Annotated in this window: 14 protein-coding genes; 8 read left to right on the forward strand and 6 right to left on the reverse strand. The window is 60.7% G+C overall.

All coding sequences use genetic code 11. The features are described from left to right. Positions 1–2: 2 nt before the first annotated feature. The 6 genes from ABLV49_RS12255 to ABLV49_RS12280 form a co-directional block, all read right to left on the reverse strand. The gene (locus ABLV49_RS12255) at positions 3–767 is read right to left on the reverse strand and encodes an ABC transporter ATP-binding protein (RefSeq protein WP_349276742.1); all 765 of its coding nucleotides are present in this window, start codon (positions 765–767) and stop codon (positions 3–5) included. Positions 768–769: 2 nt separating this feature from the next. Further along, positions 770–1,516: an ABC transporter ATP-binding protein gene (locus tag ABLV49_RS12260; RefSeq protein WP_011801053.1), complete on the reverse strand. Its 747-nt coding sequence runs from the start codon at positions 1,514–1,516 to the stop codon at positions 770–772. Next, positions 1,513–2,523, reverse strand: coding sequence for a branched-chain amino acid ABC transporter permease (locus ABLV49_RS12265; protein WP_011801052.1), 1,011 nt, complete (start codon positions 2,521–2,523; stop codon positions 1,513–1,515). The genes ABLV49_RS12260 and ABLV49_RS12265 overlap by 4 nt, the downstream gene beginning before the upstream one ends. Further along, positions 2,520–3,395, reverse strand: coding sequence for a branched-chain amino acid ABC transporter permease (locus tag ABLV49_RS12270; RefSeq protein ID WP_011801051.1), 876 nt, complete (start codon positions 3,393–3,395; stop codon positions 2,520–2,522). Before ABLV49_RS12270 ends, ABLV49_RS12265 begins: the two co-directional genes overlap by 4 nt. Before the next feature lie 105 nt (positions 3,396–3,500). Beyond that, positions 3,501–4,679, reverse strand: coding sequence for an ABC transporter substrate-binding protein (locus ABLV49_RS12275; RefSeq protein WP_349276745.1), 1,179 nt, complete (start codon positions 4,677–4,679; stop codon positions 3,501–3,503). Positions 4,680–4,698: 19 nt separating this feature from the next. Then, positions 4,699–5,604, reverse strand: coding sequence for a shikimate dehydrogenase family protein (locus ABLV49_RS12280; RefSeq protein ID WP_349276747.1), 906 nt, complete (start codon positions 5,602–5,604; stop codon positions 4,699–4,701). Between the two features lie 194 nt (positions 5,605–5,798). Between ABLV49_RS12280 and ABLV49_RS12285 the strand changes: the two genes are divergently transcribed. From ABLV49_RS12285 to ABLV49_RS12320, 8 genes are all read left to right on the forward strand, one after another. Continuing rightward, positions 5,799–6,611: an IclR family transcriptional regulator domain-containing protein gene (locus ABLV49_RS12285; protein ID WP_349276749.1), complete on the forward strand. Its 813-nt coding sequence runs from the start codon at positions 5,799–5,801 to the stop codon at positions 6,609–6,611. 373 nt (positions 6,612–6,984) lie between these two features. Then, positions 6,985–8,025: an endo alpha-1,4 polygalactosaminidase gene (locus ABLV49_RS12290; RefSeq protein ID WP_349276751.1), complete on the forward strand. Its 1,041-nt coding sequence runs from the start codon at positions 6,985–6,987 to the stop codon at positions 8,023–8,025. An 83-nt stretch (positions 8,026–8,108) separates the two neighbouring features. Beyond that, positions 8,109–10,376, forward strand: a complete 2,268-nt coding sequence (locus ABLV49_RS12295; protein ID WP_349276753.1) for a tetratricopeptide repeat protein — start codon at positions 8,109–8,111, stop codon at positions 10,374–10,376. A 159-nt stretch (positions 10,377–10,535) separates the two neighbouring features. After that, positions 10,536–11,921, forward strand: a complete 1,386-nt coding sequence (locus ABLV49_RS12300) for a PelD GGDEF domain-containing protein (RefSeq protein WP_349276755.1) — start codon at positions 10,536–10,538, stop codon at positions 11,919–11,921. Positions 11,922–11,977: 56 nt separating this feature from the next. Continuing rightward, positions 11,978–12,949 carry a hypothetical protein gene (locus tag ABLV49_RS12305; RefSeq protein ID WP_349276757.1) on the forward strand — a complete coding sequence of 324 codons (972 nt, stop codon included), beginning with the start codon at positions 11,978–11,980 and terminating at the stop codon, positions 12,947–12,949. Continuing rightward, the gene (gene pelF, locus ABLV49_RS12310) at positions 12,927–14,438 is read left to right on the forward strand and encodes a GT4 family glycosyltransferase PelF (protein ID WP_349276759.1); all 1,512 of its coding nucleotides are present in this window, start codon (positions 12,927–12,929) and stop codon (positions 14,436–14,438) included. The genes ABLV49_RS12305 and pelF overlap by 23 nt, the downstream gene beginning before the upstream one ends. Continuing rightward, on the forward strand, positions 14,438–15,817 hold the full coding sequence (gene pelG / locus ABLV49_RS12315) for an exopolysaccharide Pel transporter PelG (protein ID WP_349276761.1): 1,380 nt from the start codon (positions 14,438–14,440) through the stop codon (positions 15,815–15,817). Before pelF ends, pelG begins: the two co-directional genes overlap by 1 nt. A 13-nt stretch (positions 15,818–15,830) precedes the next feature. Further along, entirely contained in the window at positions 15,831–16,178 is a 348-nt protein-coding gene (locus ABLV49_RS12320; RefSeq protein WP_349276763.1) for a hypothetical protein, read from the forward strand. The last annotated feature ends 44 nt before the right edge of the window (positions 16,179–16,222 follow it).

The raw sequence follows: 16,222 nt of genomic DNA on the forward strand, positions 1-16,222 counted from the left end.
CATCAAAGCAGCGCGCTGGCGACTGATCCGCCTGCCGCGCCGGGCACATGGCCGCCGCCCAGAAAGAGCCGCTCGATATTCGGGTCGGCCAGCAGCTCGGACGCCTTTTTGTGCAGCACCAGCTGGCCCGACTCCAGCGCAATCGCGTCGTCGGCCATCTTCAGCGCGCTCTTGACGTTCTGCTCGACCATCAGCACGGTCGTGCCCTGGGCGGCCAGCTTTTGCAGCAGCTTGAACACGTCCTGCACCACCAGCGGCGACAGGCCGATCGACGGCTCGTCAATGAGAAGCACCTTGGGCCGCAGCAGCAGCGCGCGGCCGACTTCAAGCTGCTTTTGCTCGCCGCCCGAAAGCGCCGAGGCCTGCGAGTGCAACCGCTCCTTCACGCGCGGGAAGAATTCCAGCACTTCCGGGATGCGTTCATGCGTGATCTTGGTGCCCAGCGTGATGCCGCCCAGCTCCAGGTTCTGGAACACGGTGAGCTGGCCGAACAGGTTGCGGCCCTGCGGAACGAAGGCGATGCCCTTGGCCAGCAGCTCTTTCTGGCTGGCCCCGGCAATGTTCTCGCCATTGAGCAAAATGCGGCCCTGGCGCGGCTTGAGCAGGCCGAACAGCGTTTTGAGCACGGTCGATTTGCCCGCGCCGTTGGGGCCGAGCAGCAAGGTGATCGAGCCGCGCCTGACCTTGAAGGACAGGTTGTTCAGGATCATGAAGTCCTTGTAGCCGGCCACCACGTCGTCGAATTCAATGCAAATATCGTCTGCCATGTTCAATTCCCCAGGTAGGCGTCGAGCACCTGTTTGTTGGCCCGAATTTCGGCGGGCGTGCCAATGGCCATCACCTTGCCCTCGACCATCACCATGATGCGGTGGCACAGGTCCATCACGAAGTCCATGTTGTGCTCGATGACCACGAACGAGCCCTTGCGGGTCTTGTTCAGTTCCTTGAGCAGGCTGGAAATGCCGCCCACCAGGCTCGGGTTGACGCCGGCGCACGGCTCGTCAAGCAGCACCAGGTCGGGCTCGGCCATGAAGGCCATGGCGATATCGACCAGCTTTTGCTGGCCGTAGCTCAGTGTGCCGGCCAGGGAATCGGCCACATGCCGGATGCGGAACTGGTCGATCAGCGCGTCGGCCTTGTCGCCCAGGCCAGAGTCGCCGGGTGCGAACATGCGGCTCCACATGCTGCCGTGATGCTCCTGCGCGGCCACGATCAGGTTGTCGCGCACCGTCATCTTGCCGAACACCTGCAGCGTCTGGAAGGTGCGGCCCACGCCCCGGCGGCTGAGTTCGAGCGGCGACAGGCCGGTGATGTTCTGGCCCTTGAGTTCAATCGTTCCGGCGTCGGGCGTGATCTGGCCGAGCACGCTGTTGAACATGGTGGTCTTGCCCGAGCCGTTGGGGCCGATCACGCCGAAGATTTCGCCCGGCATGACTTCAAACGACACCCCGCCGACCGCCTGGATGGCGCCGTAGGCTTTCTTGAGGCCTGTTACTTTTAGCAAGGCATTGCTCATGACGAAGCTCCAATTCTGCTGGCCGCTGCGGTGCGCGCCGCCGACGCTGCGCGCGCGGCCCGCTTGGCCTTGATACGGTCGGGAATGCTCAGCAAGCCATCGGGCAGCCAGATCATCAAGAGCACCACGGCGGCGCCGAACAGCGGCAAATACCAGTTGGCAACGCCCGGCACGTCGCGCAGCCATTCGGGCAGCACCACGCCGACAGCCGCGCCGATCACCGGCCCGAGGAAATAGCCCGCGCCGCCGACCACCACCATCAAATACATCATGATCGACGCGCCGACCGCGAAAGGCGCCGGCTCGATGAACTGCACCAGCGAAGCGAACAGCGCGCCGGCCACGCCGGCATACACCGCGCCGATGGCAAAGCTCAACAGCGTGTAGTTGCGGATGTCCACGCCCAGGCTTTCAGCGCGAATCGGGTTGTCGCGCAGCGCCTTGAAGGCCTTGCCCCAGGGCGAACGCAGCAGGCCCCACAGCAGCCCGGCCAGCACCAGCGTGACGGCCAGCACGAAGTAGTAGTAAGGCCGGTTGGCTTCGAGCGAATAGCCAAAAATCACCGGCCGCGCAATGTTGTTGATGCCGAAGGTGCCACCGGTCAGCCACTCTTCATTGCGCATCACCAGCCAGACGGCGGTGTTGAAGCCCAGCGTGGCAAACGCCAGGTAAATCGTCTGCACCCGCAACGCCGGAAAGCCCAGGATCAGGCCGATGGCAAAGCACAGCAGCGCGGCGGCCGGCAGGCCCAGCCAGAAGCTGATGCCGGCCTTCATCATGATCGCCACGGTGTAGGCGCCGATGCCGAAGAAGGCCGCATGGCCGAGCGACTTCTGGCCGGCGTAGCCGATGGTCAGGTTCAGGCCCATGGTGGCGATGATGAAGATCAGCCAGTAGGTCAGCAGGTAAATGCCGTAGTTCTTCAGGTATTGCGGCGCCACCAGCACCAGCAAGGCGCCCAGCACCGTGAACAGCGTGGCAAATTTGTTGTTGAAAATAGCGTTCATACTTTTCGCTCCTCTTTCTTGCCCAGCAGACCTTGCGGCTTGAACAGGATCACGACCATGAAAATCACCAGCGCCACCGCATCCTTGTAGGCGGGCGAAATATAGGCCGCAGCCAGGTTTTCACACACCCCGACGAGCAGACCGCCCACCAGCGCGCCGCGCGAGTTGTTGAAGCCGCCGATGATCGCGGCAAAAAAGGCCTTGTTGCCCAGGCCCTCGCCCATGTCGAACTTGGCCAGGTAGGTCGGCGTGACCAGCAGCGCCGCCGCCACCGCCAGCACGGCATTGATGGCGAAGGTGTAGAAAATCATGCGCGGCACGTTGATGCCGAGCACCGAGGCGCTTTCGGTGTTCTGCGCGACGGCCTGCATGGCGCGGCCGGTCACGGTCTTGGCCAGGAAGGCCTGGGTTCCCATCACGATGGCCATCGCCAGCACGAAGGTGCCGATGTCCTGCAGCGTCACCGTGACGCCGGCAATGTTGAACAGCTTGTCGGCAAACAGGCTCGGGAAAGGATGGGCTTCGGCGCTGTAGCCGGCGCGCACGCCGTTGCGCATGAAGATCGACAGGCCGATGGTGGCCACGACGATGGGCATCATGCCGTACTTGAACAGCGGATCGACCACGCCGCGCTTGAACACCCAGCCCAGCACCAAAATGGCCAGCAGCACGGTGAGAACAAAGCTCACCAGCATGGGCGCACCCAGCGACATGAAGCCGAGCATCATGAAGGCCGGCAGCATGACGAATTCGCCCTGGGCAAAATTGATCGTGCCCGAGGCCTGCCACAGCAGGGTAAAGCCCAGGGCCGCCAGCGCGTAGATCGCGCCGGTGGCCAGACCTGAGAAAAGGAGTTGGAGGAAGTCTGTCATGGCAGGGCTTGCATAAAGTGGCTTGCGAGGAGGTTGGAGGGTCCGTCGCACCTGCGCCCGGGCGCGGGTGCTGATGCGACAGGCTGCGGCCCGAGGGCCGGCGGCTTATTTTTTCGCTGCTGCGGCGGCTGGCGCGGCACCGGCACCCAGCGCCGGCAGGATGGAAACGACTTCCTGCTTGCCGTTCTTGACCTCGATCATGAAGCTCTCGCGGTCCAGGTCGCCCTTGGCGTCGAACGACACATCCATCAGCACGCCGGGCTGGTCGGCGGCCTTGACCTTCAGCGTGTGCAGCGTGGCGGCCACCGCCTTGCGGTCGAGCTTGCCGGTCTTTTCAATTGCCGCCTTGAGGATGTAGATGCCCGAGTAGCCCTTCATGCCGTTGTGGTCGGAGACATATTTGTATTCCTTCTCGAACTTGGCGCGAAAGGCGCGAATCGCCGGCTGCGGCGCATCGACCGTCAGGCCGACATGGGCAATCGCGCCGTTGGCGGCGTCGCCAGCCAGCTCGATGACCTTCTGGCCGGTCAGCGTGGTTTCGCCAATGATGGGTTTGGTCCAGCCCTGCTTCTTCAATTCGCGCAGGATGCGGGCCGACTCTTCTTCGTTCGAATAGGCAAACACGCCGTCGGCATTGCTCTGCTTGGCTTTGAGCACGGCGGCGGAAAAGTCAACCTGGCCGCTGTCGGTGGAAACCTCGGCCACGACCTTGGTCGGCGAATTGGCCAGCGCTTTTTTCAGCGCATCCAGCCCGCCCTTGCCGAAGTCGTTGTTCACGTAAATGATGGCGATGGTTTTCAGCTTGGCCTGCTCACTGATGTAGCGCGCCACCTTGGGCATGGCGCTCGCCTGGGTGAAGCTGGTGCGAAACACGTAGGGGTTGCCCTGCTCGGTGATGCCGGCCGCCTCGCCGCCGGTGAAGTTGGGCACCTCGGCGCGGCGCGACTCGGCCATGCTGACCATGATGGAGCCGGAGAACACCGGGCCGAAAATGGCGAACACGTCGTTGTCGATGGCTTTTTGCGTCAGCCCCTTGGCCACGCCGGGGTTGCTCTGGGTGTCGTTGGTGGTGGTCTGGATCTTTTTGCCGAGGATGCCGCCGGCGGCATTGATTTCCTTGACCGCCAGTTCAACGCCGTTCTTGAAGTTGGTGCCGGCGCTGGCGCCGCCGCCCGACAACTCGACAATGTTGGCGATCTTGATCACTTCTTGAGCAAAACCGGCTGTTGCGCTTGCTGCTATTGCACAGGCAGCTATTAATTTAAGAGCGAATCGTTTGTTCATGCTTGTCTCCTCGGGGGGTTTAAAAAAGTGAAATTTCGCCTTGCAGCTCAGCGGGGTAAATCTGCTGCCGGATAAAGCTGGAATCGCGCTGCACCGCCTGCGCGGCCGCATGCAGGCCAAAGAAATCAAGGTAGAGCGCGCCCTGCCGGATCATCATCTCGAACCCCGGATGCGCCACCAGGCCGAGTGCGCGCGCCGCCCGCACCACGGGCGTGGGCTGGTTCTTCATCAAAATATCCACCAGCGCGGCATGCGGCGCCATGCGCGACACGTCGCAGGGCATGGGGTCGGTGCGTTGCAGGCCCAGTGGCGACGCGTTCACGACCACATCAAACCCGGCCGGGTCGTTGCTGCCTGCCGCCGTGACCCTGGCCGAGGTCGCCGGAGCCAGCCGTTCGACCAGCGCCTGAGCCTTGCCCGGTGTCGGGTCGTACAGGGCCACTTCGCCTGCCGCGCCCTTCGATACGCGGGAAGCCGGGCTGACCAGCGAAGCCGCAATGGCCGCCGCGCCGCCGCCCGCGCCCAGAATCAGCACCCGTTTGCCGGTGTACGCGATGTTGAAGCCATTGAGCGAATCGACCAGCCCTTCGCCGTCGAACAAAGCGCCGACCAGCCGGCCATCGGCATCGCAGCGCACGGCGTTGACCGCGCCGGCCAGGCGCCCAAGTTCCGAGCATTCATCGAGCAGGTCCATCACCAGCGACTTGTGCGGGATGGTCAGGAACAGGCCCTTGATGTTGCGGGCCGAAAAGGCGGCCCGAACAAAGTCCCGCACCGAGGCGGCCGGCACATGCACCGGCACCAGCACCGCATTGATGCCCAGCGTGGCAAAGATCAGGTTGAACGATTCGGGCGCACGCACCTGCTCGACCGGATCACCCAGGATCAGGTAAACATCAGTGGCGCCGTTGAGGGTGGGAAGCATGGGGTGCAAAGCCTTAAGCGTTCGATAATCGATACAAAACTTGAATTGGCCTGAACTTTAGTGGCTGCACACCTTCTTGAGAAGTGCCAAAAATAGCTATTTGCGCGATAAACGAACAAAAATGTTCGTTTATCGCGCGAAACAAGGGTTTCACCCGAGATTTACGTTTGCTGATTACCCACAATACTTTGGCCATGACTTCGCCCGCCCAACCCCTGTCCCGGCCTTCCGTGCAAAACACCCCGACCTCCACGCTCGACAAACGCGACTGGATTGCCGGCCTTGAAAAAGGCCTGTCCATCATTGAGTGTTTTGACGATGCCAATCCCCGCCTGACCGCCAGCCAGGCGGCTGCGCGCTGCGGCATGACGCGCACCGCCGCACGCCGCTACCTGCTGACGCTGGAGCACCTGGGTTATGTCGCCACCGACGGCAAGCTGTTCTGGCTGACCCCGCGCGTGCTCAGGCTGGGCCAGTCTTACCTGGAATCGGCGCGATTGCCGCGCATGGTGCAGCCCTTTTTGCAACGCGTGACCGCTGGAACGCAGGAAAGCGCTTATGTCAGCGTGATGGACGGCGACGAGATTGTGTACATCGCGCGCAATGGCGCCAACCGCGCCATGAACACCGGCTATGTGCTGGGCTCGCGGGTCCAGGCGCAGGTCACCGCCGCAGGCTTGATGATGCTGGCGCTGCGCGAACCTGGCTGGCTGGAGTCCTGGCTGAACACCCATGAGCTGAAGGCCTACACCTCCTACACCATTGCCAGCAAGGACCGCCTGCGCATCGAACTGGCGCGCGTGCGCGCCCAGGGATGGGCCATTTCGGAGCAGCAGCTCGAACTCAATCACCGCGGTATTGCCGTGCCGCTGCGGGACCGGCACGGTGAAGTCATGGGGGCCTTGAGCGTCACCATGCCCATCGGGCACGAGTCCAGCGAAGATGCCGTTGCCCGCGTTTTGTCCGTGCTGAGCGAAACCGCGCAGGCCATGCGCCACCTGATCTGAGGAATCCGACGGCTCAAAACCGGGGCCAGGCAACACCTCGGCCCGGCATTCGCTGAAGGCGCGCGGCTCGCCGCCTTCTCATCGGCGTGGCATTTGCTATTTTTTTAATAGCTAACTTCGCCCATCAGCTATGCGCAAAAGGCTAAATCCAAGCATCACCTCGCCAATCCGCATGAATGCTGGCCTGCGCTGCGCTTGCCTGCTGGAGCTGTGCTGATACGCGCCACAAAACTCAGGATGAAAAGTCAACAAGCTGACGTTAAATTTAGTTTCCAGTTGTGATTTATCAAGTGGGGTAACCACGCCCCCACGTTAATTTCGGGCCAGGCAAAGCACCAAAAGTGCCGCGAAATTAACCAACAAGGGAACACCCATGACTGCAGTTGTGAGGGACAAAGCGATTTCCCGGAACCCCGTCCACCTTTCCGAGCAGCTGGATGCACACAGTGCGGAGCATCCGGGCAAAGGACGCGCCATGGGACTGATTGCCACCCGTGCGGGGCCGATACATTTATTGTTGAATCCTGCGGATAGCTATCGAGGCCTTTTACACTTTTTACGCAAGTGCATGTCCTGCAAAGTGGGGGCTTTATGGTCTTCCTGCCTGCTGATGCATGGCTGCGCGATGGCGCCGCCGTCGCTACCGTTTCCTTCTCCTCCGAGTACGGCGTTCTTCTACGGCACCCCCGTTCCGGTGCTTGCGTTGTCGAAATTTCAGCGCATCGTGGTGGAAGCAGAAAATATCAAAAACCCTGACGGGTTGCGCGTTGCGGGAGCCGACGTTTTCGCCTATTTAAGCGTCGGTGAAGCCGAGGGCTGGCGAGCTTCTTCTCGCGCATTGCCCAAGCACCTGTTCATGGGTGCCAACATGGCATGGCAAAGCCGCATCGCCGACCTGACCCAACCGGGCTGGCGCGACTTTCTCATCGAAGTGCGCATGGCGCGGCTCTGGGCGGACGGCTATCGCGGCTTCTTCCTTGACACGCTGGACAGCTATGAAATCGTGGCCAAGAGCCCGGAGGCACGGCAGGCCCAGGCAAAAGCGCTTGTCGAGATCATTCGCGCCATGCACCAGCGCTTCCCCGGCGTCAAGCTATTGTTCAACCGGGGATTTGCCGTATTGCCCGAGGCCGGGCCGCTGGCCGTCGGGCTGGTGGCGGAATCGCTGTTTCAAAGCTGGAACCCGACCACCAAGGAATACGAAAGCGTCAGCGAAAAAGACCGCAACTGGCTGCTGGCGCGCCTGAACCATGCCCACCTTCGCTATGGCCTGCCAATCACGGTCATTGACTATGTCCCCCAGGACAAGCCCGATCTGGCGCAAGAAACTGCCCGGCAAATCACGGCGCTGGGATTCGCATCGTGGGTGGCGACGCCCGGTCTCGACATGATTTCCATTGGAGTCAAAAAATGAGAGTGAACTTAGCCGCCACGAAAAATGGCTTCGAATGTGCGTCCCCCCTGCTGCGTTCGCTCACGCTTGCGGGGCTTGTGGCCATGAGCTTTCCAAGCGGGGCATCAGCCGCGACCCGGCCAGTCAGTCCGATTGAGTCGGCCCGCCGCCAGGCCGAACAGCTGTCACTCGCGCAAAAGCCCAATGAAGCGTGGGAGGTCTTGCGCGGTGCGCGCGTTCATGCATCGCCCGGCGACACGGCGTACTGGCAGCTCTACGGTGACCAGGCCTGGGATCGCGGAGCCAAGCCGGAGGCGGTGCTGGCTTACCGCACCGTCTGGGAGGCAGGCTCGACCAACGGACTTGCCATGGAAAGGCTGATTCAACACTACAACGCGAACGGCGAGCCCAAGCAGGCCATCGCCATCGGCGAGCAGGGCTACCAGCGTCTCGCCGAGGCGCGCTGGCTGCTGCTGGCGATGGACGCAGCCTCCCAGGCGTCGCTGTGGGACAACTTGCGCGACTTGACGGCGCAGGCCAAAAACGCCGAGGACAAATTCAGGAGCAGCGAGATGTACTGGCTGCTTGAGGCGCATAGTGCCAACCACGATGGCCAGAAAGAGCGCGCGCGCGCGGCCTACAAGCAAGCGTTGGCGCTGAACCCCGCGTCAGTGCCAACGCGGGCGCAGATCCTGTGGTTCGAGATCGACGGCGGCGACAAGCAGCAACTGGGCGATCATCTGGCGCAATGGCAGGACGACGCACAGGCCAAACCGGCCTACTGGTCGGCTTACGCAGTCGCGCTGCTGCAACTCAAACGCGTGGATGAATCGCTGGTCTGGTTCGACAAGCAGGCGCGTGAAAAGCCGGACGACTTCCTGTGGCAATTGAGTTATGTCTCGGCGCTGTCCCACGCCGGACAGCCGGAACAGGAAGAACGCCTGCGCCGCGCCATCGTGCTGCGCCTGAAGGACCGGCTGGCCATCGTCAATGACATGCCCAAACCCGACGGCAAGGTGGTGCTGCTGGCCTATGCGTCCATGGTGCGCGACTTTGATGGCGTGGCCGCTGGCGATCAGGTGTTGCAAGATACGCTGGAGCGCGGCTACACGGATGCGGACGTTTACGAGTCGCTGGTTGCATCGAGCCTGGCGCAGAAGAATTTCGATGCAGCGCATGACTGGCTGGCGCGCGCCGAAGCCGATCACCAAAAGCTTCCCGCCTACCAGTTGCTGGCCGTCGCCATGGCCAGGCACGACCCGCAGGCCATCGAGCAGGTCTTGCAGCAGCGCGAGAAAGACCTTTCGACGCCTGACCGGGTCACCGCGCTGCGCCAGCTTGGCCACAATCAGCTGGCGCTTTCGCTGACTGAAAAAAGCCTGCTCGAAGCGGAAGACGAATCCAGCGAATTGCTGCGCCAGCACCGCGACCAGCTCAAGACTCAGTTGGCCCGCCGCGTTGAGGCTGGGTTTGAGGCCCGGAATCTTTCCGACCTGAAAATCAGGCGCAGCGAAGTTGCGGCCAGCTTCCCGCACGCCAAAGGCCGAACGACCGTGCGCCTTGCCCATAACGCACTGAGTTCGGACAGCCCCAATTTGCTGGTGTCGGGATTCCATGGCGAAAACGACCTGTCATTCCTGACCGAGCTTCCCGTCACTGACAACCCGATGCGAGTCACCCTTGGCCGCAACCAGCGCTCCGACAAATCGCTGACCTACGGCCGCTTCGAATGGATTCATGTGCTCAGCCCGCGCCTGAATACCCGTCTGGATGTCTCGCTCAATGGCTTGACCGAGGAAACCTCCGCGCTGCGCGCCATTGGCAGCAAGGACAAGGTCTCGCTGGGCGTCAGCGGCAACCTGACCGATTTGACGTATGCCCGCGCTGAAATGGCGAGGCAGAACTTCAATACCCGCAACGGCGACGCGCTGGGCCATGGCTATCGGGTCGAAGGCGAGATGGGAACCACCGTTCTCAAAAGCATTCCGGCATGGCAGATGCGCATTTCCGGAAGCTCGGAAAGAAACCGGGTGACGGATCGCCTGCCCGCGTACCTGATCGGGCCGGTGCTGCCGGCGTTTCAAACCATTGAAGGGGTGCTGGCGACCCGCTTCAGCACGCTCGGGATTGGCGCCACGCTGAGATTCGGCCAAGCCGAAGGAAGAGAACGCCGTGTTCATGGCTTGATTGACGGATGGGTCGGCAAGCAATGGCCGGCCAGCGACCGCGCCTACAGCCTGCGTGCCGCCCTGAACATCCCGGTCTCCAGCGCCGGGCAGGTCAGGGCCGAAGCGTTTTACACCAATGTCCAGGGCGGCGTGTCATCGGCGGCCAATCGCGGGATCGGTGTCTGGTACCGGCATGAGTTTTAAAGCAAAAAGTTCCATTGCATCCGAAACGGTATGAACCATTGAGGGCATTTTATGAAATGGACATTGCTCTTGCGCAGGCCAATCAAAGTACGGGGTTTTCGCTCGCCGGGTGCCACGCCTGAAACGCCAGCGCAGGAACGCACCTCGGACGGCGCACCCATGAACCGAAACGGGAGCGCTGCTCGCAGCCTGGCCTCATCGAATTTCGACATGAAGCTGGCGGGCGCGACTTTTCTCGAAATCATTGTTCTCGGCGGCTTGATTCCCACCGCCTTGCTATGGTTTGTCCAGGCTCAGTCCTTGCCAATGGTGTTGCCTGCGCTGGTGCTGTTTCCCCTGCTGCTGGGCCTGCAATACGGCTTTTTGGCCGGTACCTGCGGCTCCCTCCTGACGGTGCTTGTTTTTGCCGGGATGGCCTACCTCAAGCCTGGTTTGCTGGGTGAATTTCCGAAAACGCAAGCGATTGGCCTGTTGCTCGTCGGGATGGGTGCAGGTCAAGCGCGCGACATCTGGAATGCCCGGGTCCGAAAACTTGACTATTTGTGCCACTACCATCAGACCCGCCTGGAGCAGTTCACCAGTGCTTACCAGCTCCTGCAGGTCTCGCATTCACAGCTTGAGCGCAGGATGGCCGGCGGCACCAACAATTTACGCGCCGCACTGGACCGGCTTGAACTGCGCGACCCGGTCTTCGACGTGACGCGTGATGAGCCGCTCGGCGGAATCGGCGAGTGGCTTCTGGAGATCATGGTGGAGGCCGGCAACCTGCATATCGCGGCCCTGTATGAAATGAACGGGAAAGGCATTCTGCGCCTGCCATCCGTCGCCATGGTCGGCAAAGCCACGGACCTCTCGCTGTTCAACCCTTTGCTGCGGGAAACGCTGCGTACCGGCTCGCTGACCAGCGTGCATGCGAACAATGAAGCGGTGCACGAACATGTCATCGCCGTCGTGCCCCTGATCGATGCTGCCGGCCATATTCATGGCATCGTCGGCATCTACGACATGCCGTTCCTGAGCATCCATCAGGATACTTTTGAATTGCTGGGGGTGCTGGGCAGGCATATCGGGGACATTTTGTCGCGCCGGACCCGGCCCATGGGCGAGACGCAAAGTCCGTTCGCCTTGCGCGAGTGCCTGCAGCGCAATCTTGCGGATGCCAAACGACATGCCTTGCCGGCGGCATTGATCGCCTGCAAGATTGTCGATGCCGAGCATCGCGACAGCCTGGTGAACCACTGCTGCAACAGCAGCCGTGGATTGGACCAAAGCTGGATTTCAATCAACCGGCAAGGCCAGTCGGTGATTGTGAAGCTCTTGCCACTGACCGATGAGGCCGGCGTCAAGAGTTACCTGGCGCGGCTGGAGCGCGAGCAAGCGGGCAGTGACGCGGCACTGCACGGACTCGTCACGTATCAATGGATGCTGGACAAGAACCGTACCGCCGATGAAATGCTGGCGGAGGTCTGCGCCGCATGTGACATGGAGGCCCCTGAATCCATGCCGGAAAAGCCTCTGCATTTTCTCTCGGAGGCAGCCCTGTGATCCCGGCACAGCCATGGTGCGCAATGCTTCTGCTGCTCGATGCAGGACTGTTCAGTTTGCTGCTGGACGGCAAGCCTTCGGTCGGGGGCCTGGTTGTTCTTTCGGTCGCGCACGCAAGCGCATGCCTGCTGTTTTCACTGGCGCTGCTCAAGCTGTTGCCAGGCCCCTACCGCAAACCCCTGGCCGCATCGTGCCTGTTTGTTTTCGCGACCATCGTCTTTATTCCCGTACTGGGAATGATTGGACTGCTGGCCTGCATCGTTCCCGCCTTACGCCATCAGAGCCTGACTCCACGCTCGGACAAGTGGACGCATTCACAGGAGGCGCTCGGCTTGCCGATCCAGCCCGCCAAACCGCGCGGCATGGCGGGCATCTCAAGAGCCTGCGAACTGGCCGGCCCACTTCAGTATGCCGCTGATCCAGCGCACCGGATCGCGGCCCTGATTGCAACACTCTCACTGAAAGACCAGGATGCGGCGCCCTTGTTGCGGCTGGCGCTGAAAGACCCGGAAGATGATGTCCGGCTTCTGGCCTATGGCCTCCTGAACCGGAAAGAAAAAACCATTGAAGCGCGCATTCGCGATAGGAATGCGCAACTTGGCAACTGCGCGCCAGATCAGGCTTTTGTGCAGCACAAGGCCTTGGCGCACGATTACTGGGCACTGGCCCATCTCGGTGCCTCCCAGGGAAGCACGCAACTCCTTCTGTGCGCCCGTGCGCATGAACATGTGCAGGCCGCCCTCCAACTGCGCCCTCAAGACGGTGGCCTGCAGCTTCTGTTTGGCCGCATTCTGCTCACCGAGATGAAGCTTGACAGCGCAAGCGATGCCTTCGAGAACGCCAGGCGGTCGGGCATCGACCTGCGGCAAACCAAACCGTTTCTCGCCGAAATTGCCTTCCTCACGCGGCAATATTCCGATGTCAAAAACCACCTGGTACAGGCTGGAAATGGCAGCAGCCGGCTTCGGCTGAACAAGGTCTCAACTTACTGGGAAAAACCAAGCCATGACCTCACCCAGACAACATAAGACGGATATCACGCTGCTATTGGAGGGCACCTACCCCTTCGTGCGCGGCGGCGTTTCAGGCTGGGTGCACCAGTTGATCGAAGGCCTGCCAGAGTTCAGCTTTTCGCTGGTGTACCTTGGCGCGGAACGCGTGGCAAACGAAGAAATTCGTTACCGGCTGCCGCCCAATGTTCGCGATCTTCAGTGTCATTACCTGATGGATGGTGTTGAGCTGAAGGATATGAATGAACGCGAGGGTGACCGTGCGTATTTCTCGGACAGCGCCAAGCTGCATGAGTGGTTTCGCAGTCCCGACGGCGAACCGGAGAACGCATGGCTGGACCGGGTGGTGCTGCAAAAGGGCGAAACGGACGGCGCATGCGCAAAGGATTTCTTCCGCAGCAAGGCGGCGTGGGCGCAAATAAGCGAAAGCTATGCCCGCTATTGTCCGAATGCTTCATTCCAGTCCTATTTCTGGTCCGTGCGCAATATGCACACGCCGCTGATGAAGCTTGCGGCCATCGCGCGCACGATTGCACCCTCTGGCGTCTTTCACACCTTGTCAACCGGTTATGCCGGGCTGCTGGGGTCCATGCTCAAGCAACGGACCGGCCGGCCCCTCATCCTGACCGAGCATGGCATCTATACCAAGGAACGCAAGATCGAGTTGCAATCCATGTTCCTGCGCGAGCAGCAGGGATGGTTCACGCCGATTCCCGATTCGGGCATGGAGCACCACAACGAGGCCTGGGTGCGGCTGTTCGAGGGAATCGGACGCCTGGTGTATGTCGCGGCCGACCCCGTCATCACGCTTTTCGAGAAAAACCGGGAGCGCCAGATCCGTGACGGCGCCAATCCGGCGCGCACCCACATTATTCCCAACGGTGTCGATGTGGCGCGGTTTGCACCCTTGCGCGCATGCCGCCCAGACAAGATACCGATGGTTCTGGGATTGATCGGACGCATCGTTCCGATCAAGGACATCAAGACCTTCATTCGTACGATTGGCGTGCTGGTGAACAGGCTGCCGGAAGTCCAGGGCTGGCTCATCGGCCCGGAAGAAGAAGACCCGGGCTATGTCGATGAATGCAAGGCGCTGGTGCAAAGTCTGCGGCTGGAAGAGCACATCCGGTTCATGGGGTTTCAAAAGATCGAAGACTTGCTGCCGCAGCTGGGGCTGCTGGTGCTGACGTCCATCAGCGAGGCCTTTCCACTGGTCATCCTTGAAAGCCATGCCAGCGGACTGCCGGTACTGGCAACGGATGTCGGCGCCTGCCGCGCGCTCATCGACGGCAGGGAGCCCGCCGATTGTGCATTGGGCCGTGCCGGTGATGTGGTGCCCATCGTGGATCACGATGCGCTCGCGCGTGCGGCGTTTGCGCTGCTGACCGATCCGGTGCGCTGGCGTGCCGCACAGCAGGCGGGGATTGCCCGTGTCGAGCGCTATTACCAGCAATCCAGGGTGATCGACAGCTACCGGGACATCTATCAAGAGATGGGTGAACTCTAATGGCTGGAATCGGCTTCGAACTGCGCCGGCTGCTGCATAAAAATTCGATCAGCGGGCGGAGCCAGGCTTATGCGTTTGCCGCAATCATCGGAAGCGGACCGTGGGTGTTGTCGATTGTCGCGATCTTCGCCATCAGCCTGATCAATATCCGCCAGAATGTTCCCTCGAAGTTCATCGACCAGTTCCAGGTCTCGATCACGTACCTGATGGCCTTGTCGCTGATTCTGACCAGTCCACTGCAGCTGATGTTTACCCGTTTCGTGGCGGACCGCCTGTTCGAGCGGCGCCCACGGCTGATTTTGGCCAATCTATTTGGCGCCTTGATGGTGACATTTTTGAGCGCCGGTCTTTTGGGAACCATTGCGCTGGCGCTATGGTTCGACGGCTCCCTGTTGTACCGGCAATGCATGCTGACAGGGTTTGTCACCTTGTGCGGCATCTGGGTGCTGGTCATTTTTGCGTCGGCCATCAAGGCCTATCAACAAATCTTGCTGGCGTTCCTGATGGGCTATGGCATTACCGTCGGCGCGTCGCTGGGCTTGCGGGATTTTGGCCTGGCGGGCTTGCTGCTAGGTTTCGTGGTGGGCCAGGTCTGCCTGTTCTTCGCCTTGCTGGTGTTGGTGGTGCGCCAGTATCCCGGGGATCTGATGGTGTCGTTCGATTTCCTGCGGCGCGACCAGATCTACCCGAGCCTGATTTTTACCGGGCTTTTTTACAATGCCGGCGTCTGGGCGGACAAGCTTCTTTTCTGGACCGATTCGTTCACCGGCGTCAATGTTGTCGGCCCCTTGCGCGCCTCCCCGATCTACGACCTCCCGATCTTTCTCAGTTATCTGTCGCTGATACCCGGCATGGCGGTTTTCCTGCTCCGGATAGAAACAGATTTCTCCGAGAAATGTGAAAAGTTTTACCAGACCATCACGCGCGGCGGCACCTTGGCCCAAGTCATGGCGGCCAAGAAAGACCTGGCTGAAGCCGTGCGGCTCGGCATGCTCGCCATGCTCAAGGTTCAGGGCGCAACAACATTCATTTTGCTCATGATGGGCGACGAGTTGCTGATGTGGTTCGGTATTGCTCCGACGTATCGCGCCCTGTTGAGCATTGACCTAGTGGCGGTCGTCATGCAGTTGCTGCTGCTGGCGGTATTGAACGTACTTTTTTACCTTGACCAGCGGCAAGCCGCCTTGGGGCTGTGCCTTCTTTTCTTCGTCTCCAACATGCTCTTTTCCTGGCTGAGCCTGCACCTCGGTCCGGACTTCTTTGGTTATGGCTTTGCCTTCGCCGTATTGCTGACGGGAAGCTTCGGCCTGGTCAGCCTGTTGCGAAAACTCGACCAGCTCGAATACGAAACATTCATGTTGCAACCGGTCATTTTTTGAAGGAGAAGCTGCCATGGAAACCTGTCAAGTTCCATCATTTCCGAAGAAGCACTGCGGCGTCACATCGCTTTTATCAATTCATTTCATAAAGGAGCTTTCCATGGCATTACTTTCTCGCTCATCTCCATCCTGGATTTCAAGCACAAAAATCGGCTTGATGCTGGCATTGCTGGTCAGTCAGATGGCGGTGCAGGCGGCACCGAATAAACCCGCCCCATCCAATCCGAATGACGCATCCCCAGTCATTGTTTCAACGGACAGGGTCAAACATCCACATAAGCACCGCGAAGCCAAACGTGCTCGGGCCGAGCCTGAAAAACTGGCTACAAAACCGCAGCAGATGGTTAAGGATCTTCGGTAAATGCATGAAGTGTTGATTAAATAGATCTAACCAAGAATAATGGT

Origin of the sequence: Polaromonas hydrogenivorans (assembly GCF_040105105.1) — a bacterium.
In the GTDB taxonomy this organism is placed as follows: Bacteria; Pseudomonadota; Gammaproteobacteria; order Burkholderiales; family Burkholderiaceae_C; genus Polaromonas; species Polaromonas hydrogenivorans.

Coding starts and splice junctions, on each gene's coding strand:
- ABLV49_RS12295 (WP_349276753.1), top strand. CDS start 8,109: ATGAGCTTTCCAAGCGGGGCATCAGCCGCGACCCGGCCAGTCAGTCCG.
- ABLV49_RS12280 (WP_349276747.1), bottom strand. CDS start 5,604: ATGCTTCCCACCCTCAACGGCGCCACTGATGTTTACCTGATCCTGGGT.
- ABLV49_RS12285 (WP_349276749.1), top strand. CDS start 5,799: ATGACTTCGCCCGCCCAACCCCTGTCCCGGCCTTCCGTGCAAAACACC.
- ABLV49_RS12290 (WP_349276751.1), top strand. CDS start 6,985: ATGACTGCAGTTGTGAGGGACAAAGCGATTTCCCGGAACCCCGTCCAC.
- ABLV49_RS12270 (WP_011801051.1), bottom strand. CDS start 3,395: ATGACAGACTTCCTCCAACTCCTTTTCTCAGGTCTGGCCACCGGCGCG.
- ABLV49_RS12275 (WP_349276745.1), bottom strand. CDS start 4,679: ATGAACAAACGATTCGCTCTTAAATTAATAGCTGCCTGTGCAATAGCA.
- ABLV49_RS12265 (WP_011801052.1), bottom strand. CDS start 2,523: ATGAACGCTATTTTCAACAACAAATTTGCCACGCTGTTCACGGTGCTG.
- ABLV49_RS12300 (WP_349276755.1), top strand. CDS start 10,536: ATGAACCGAAACGGGAGCGCTGCTCGCAGCCTGGCCTCATCGAATTTC.
- pelG (WP_349276761.1), top strand. CDS start 14,438: ATGGCTGGAATCGGCTTCGAACTGCGCCGGCTGCTGCATAAAAATTCG.
- ABLV49_RS12255 (WP_349276742.1), bottom strand. CDS start 767: ATGGCAGACGATATTTGCATTGAATTCGACGACGTGGTGGCCGGCTAC.
- ABLV49_RS12320 (WP_349276763.1), top strand. CDS start 15,831: ATGGAAACCTGTCAAGTTCCATCATTTCCGAAGAAGCACTGCGGCGTC.
- pelF (WP_349276759.1), top strand. CDS start 12,927: ATGACCTCACCCAGACAACATAAGACGGATATCACGCTGCTATTGGAG.
- ABLV49_RS12260 (WP_011801053.1), bottom strand. CDS start 1,516: ATGAGCAATGCCTTGCTAAAAGTAACAGGCCTCAAGAAAGCCTACGGC.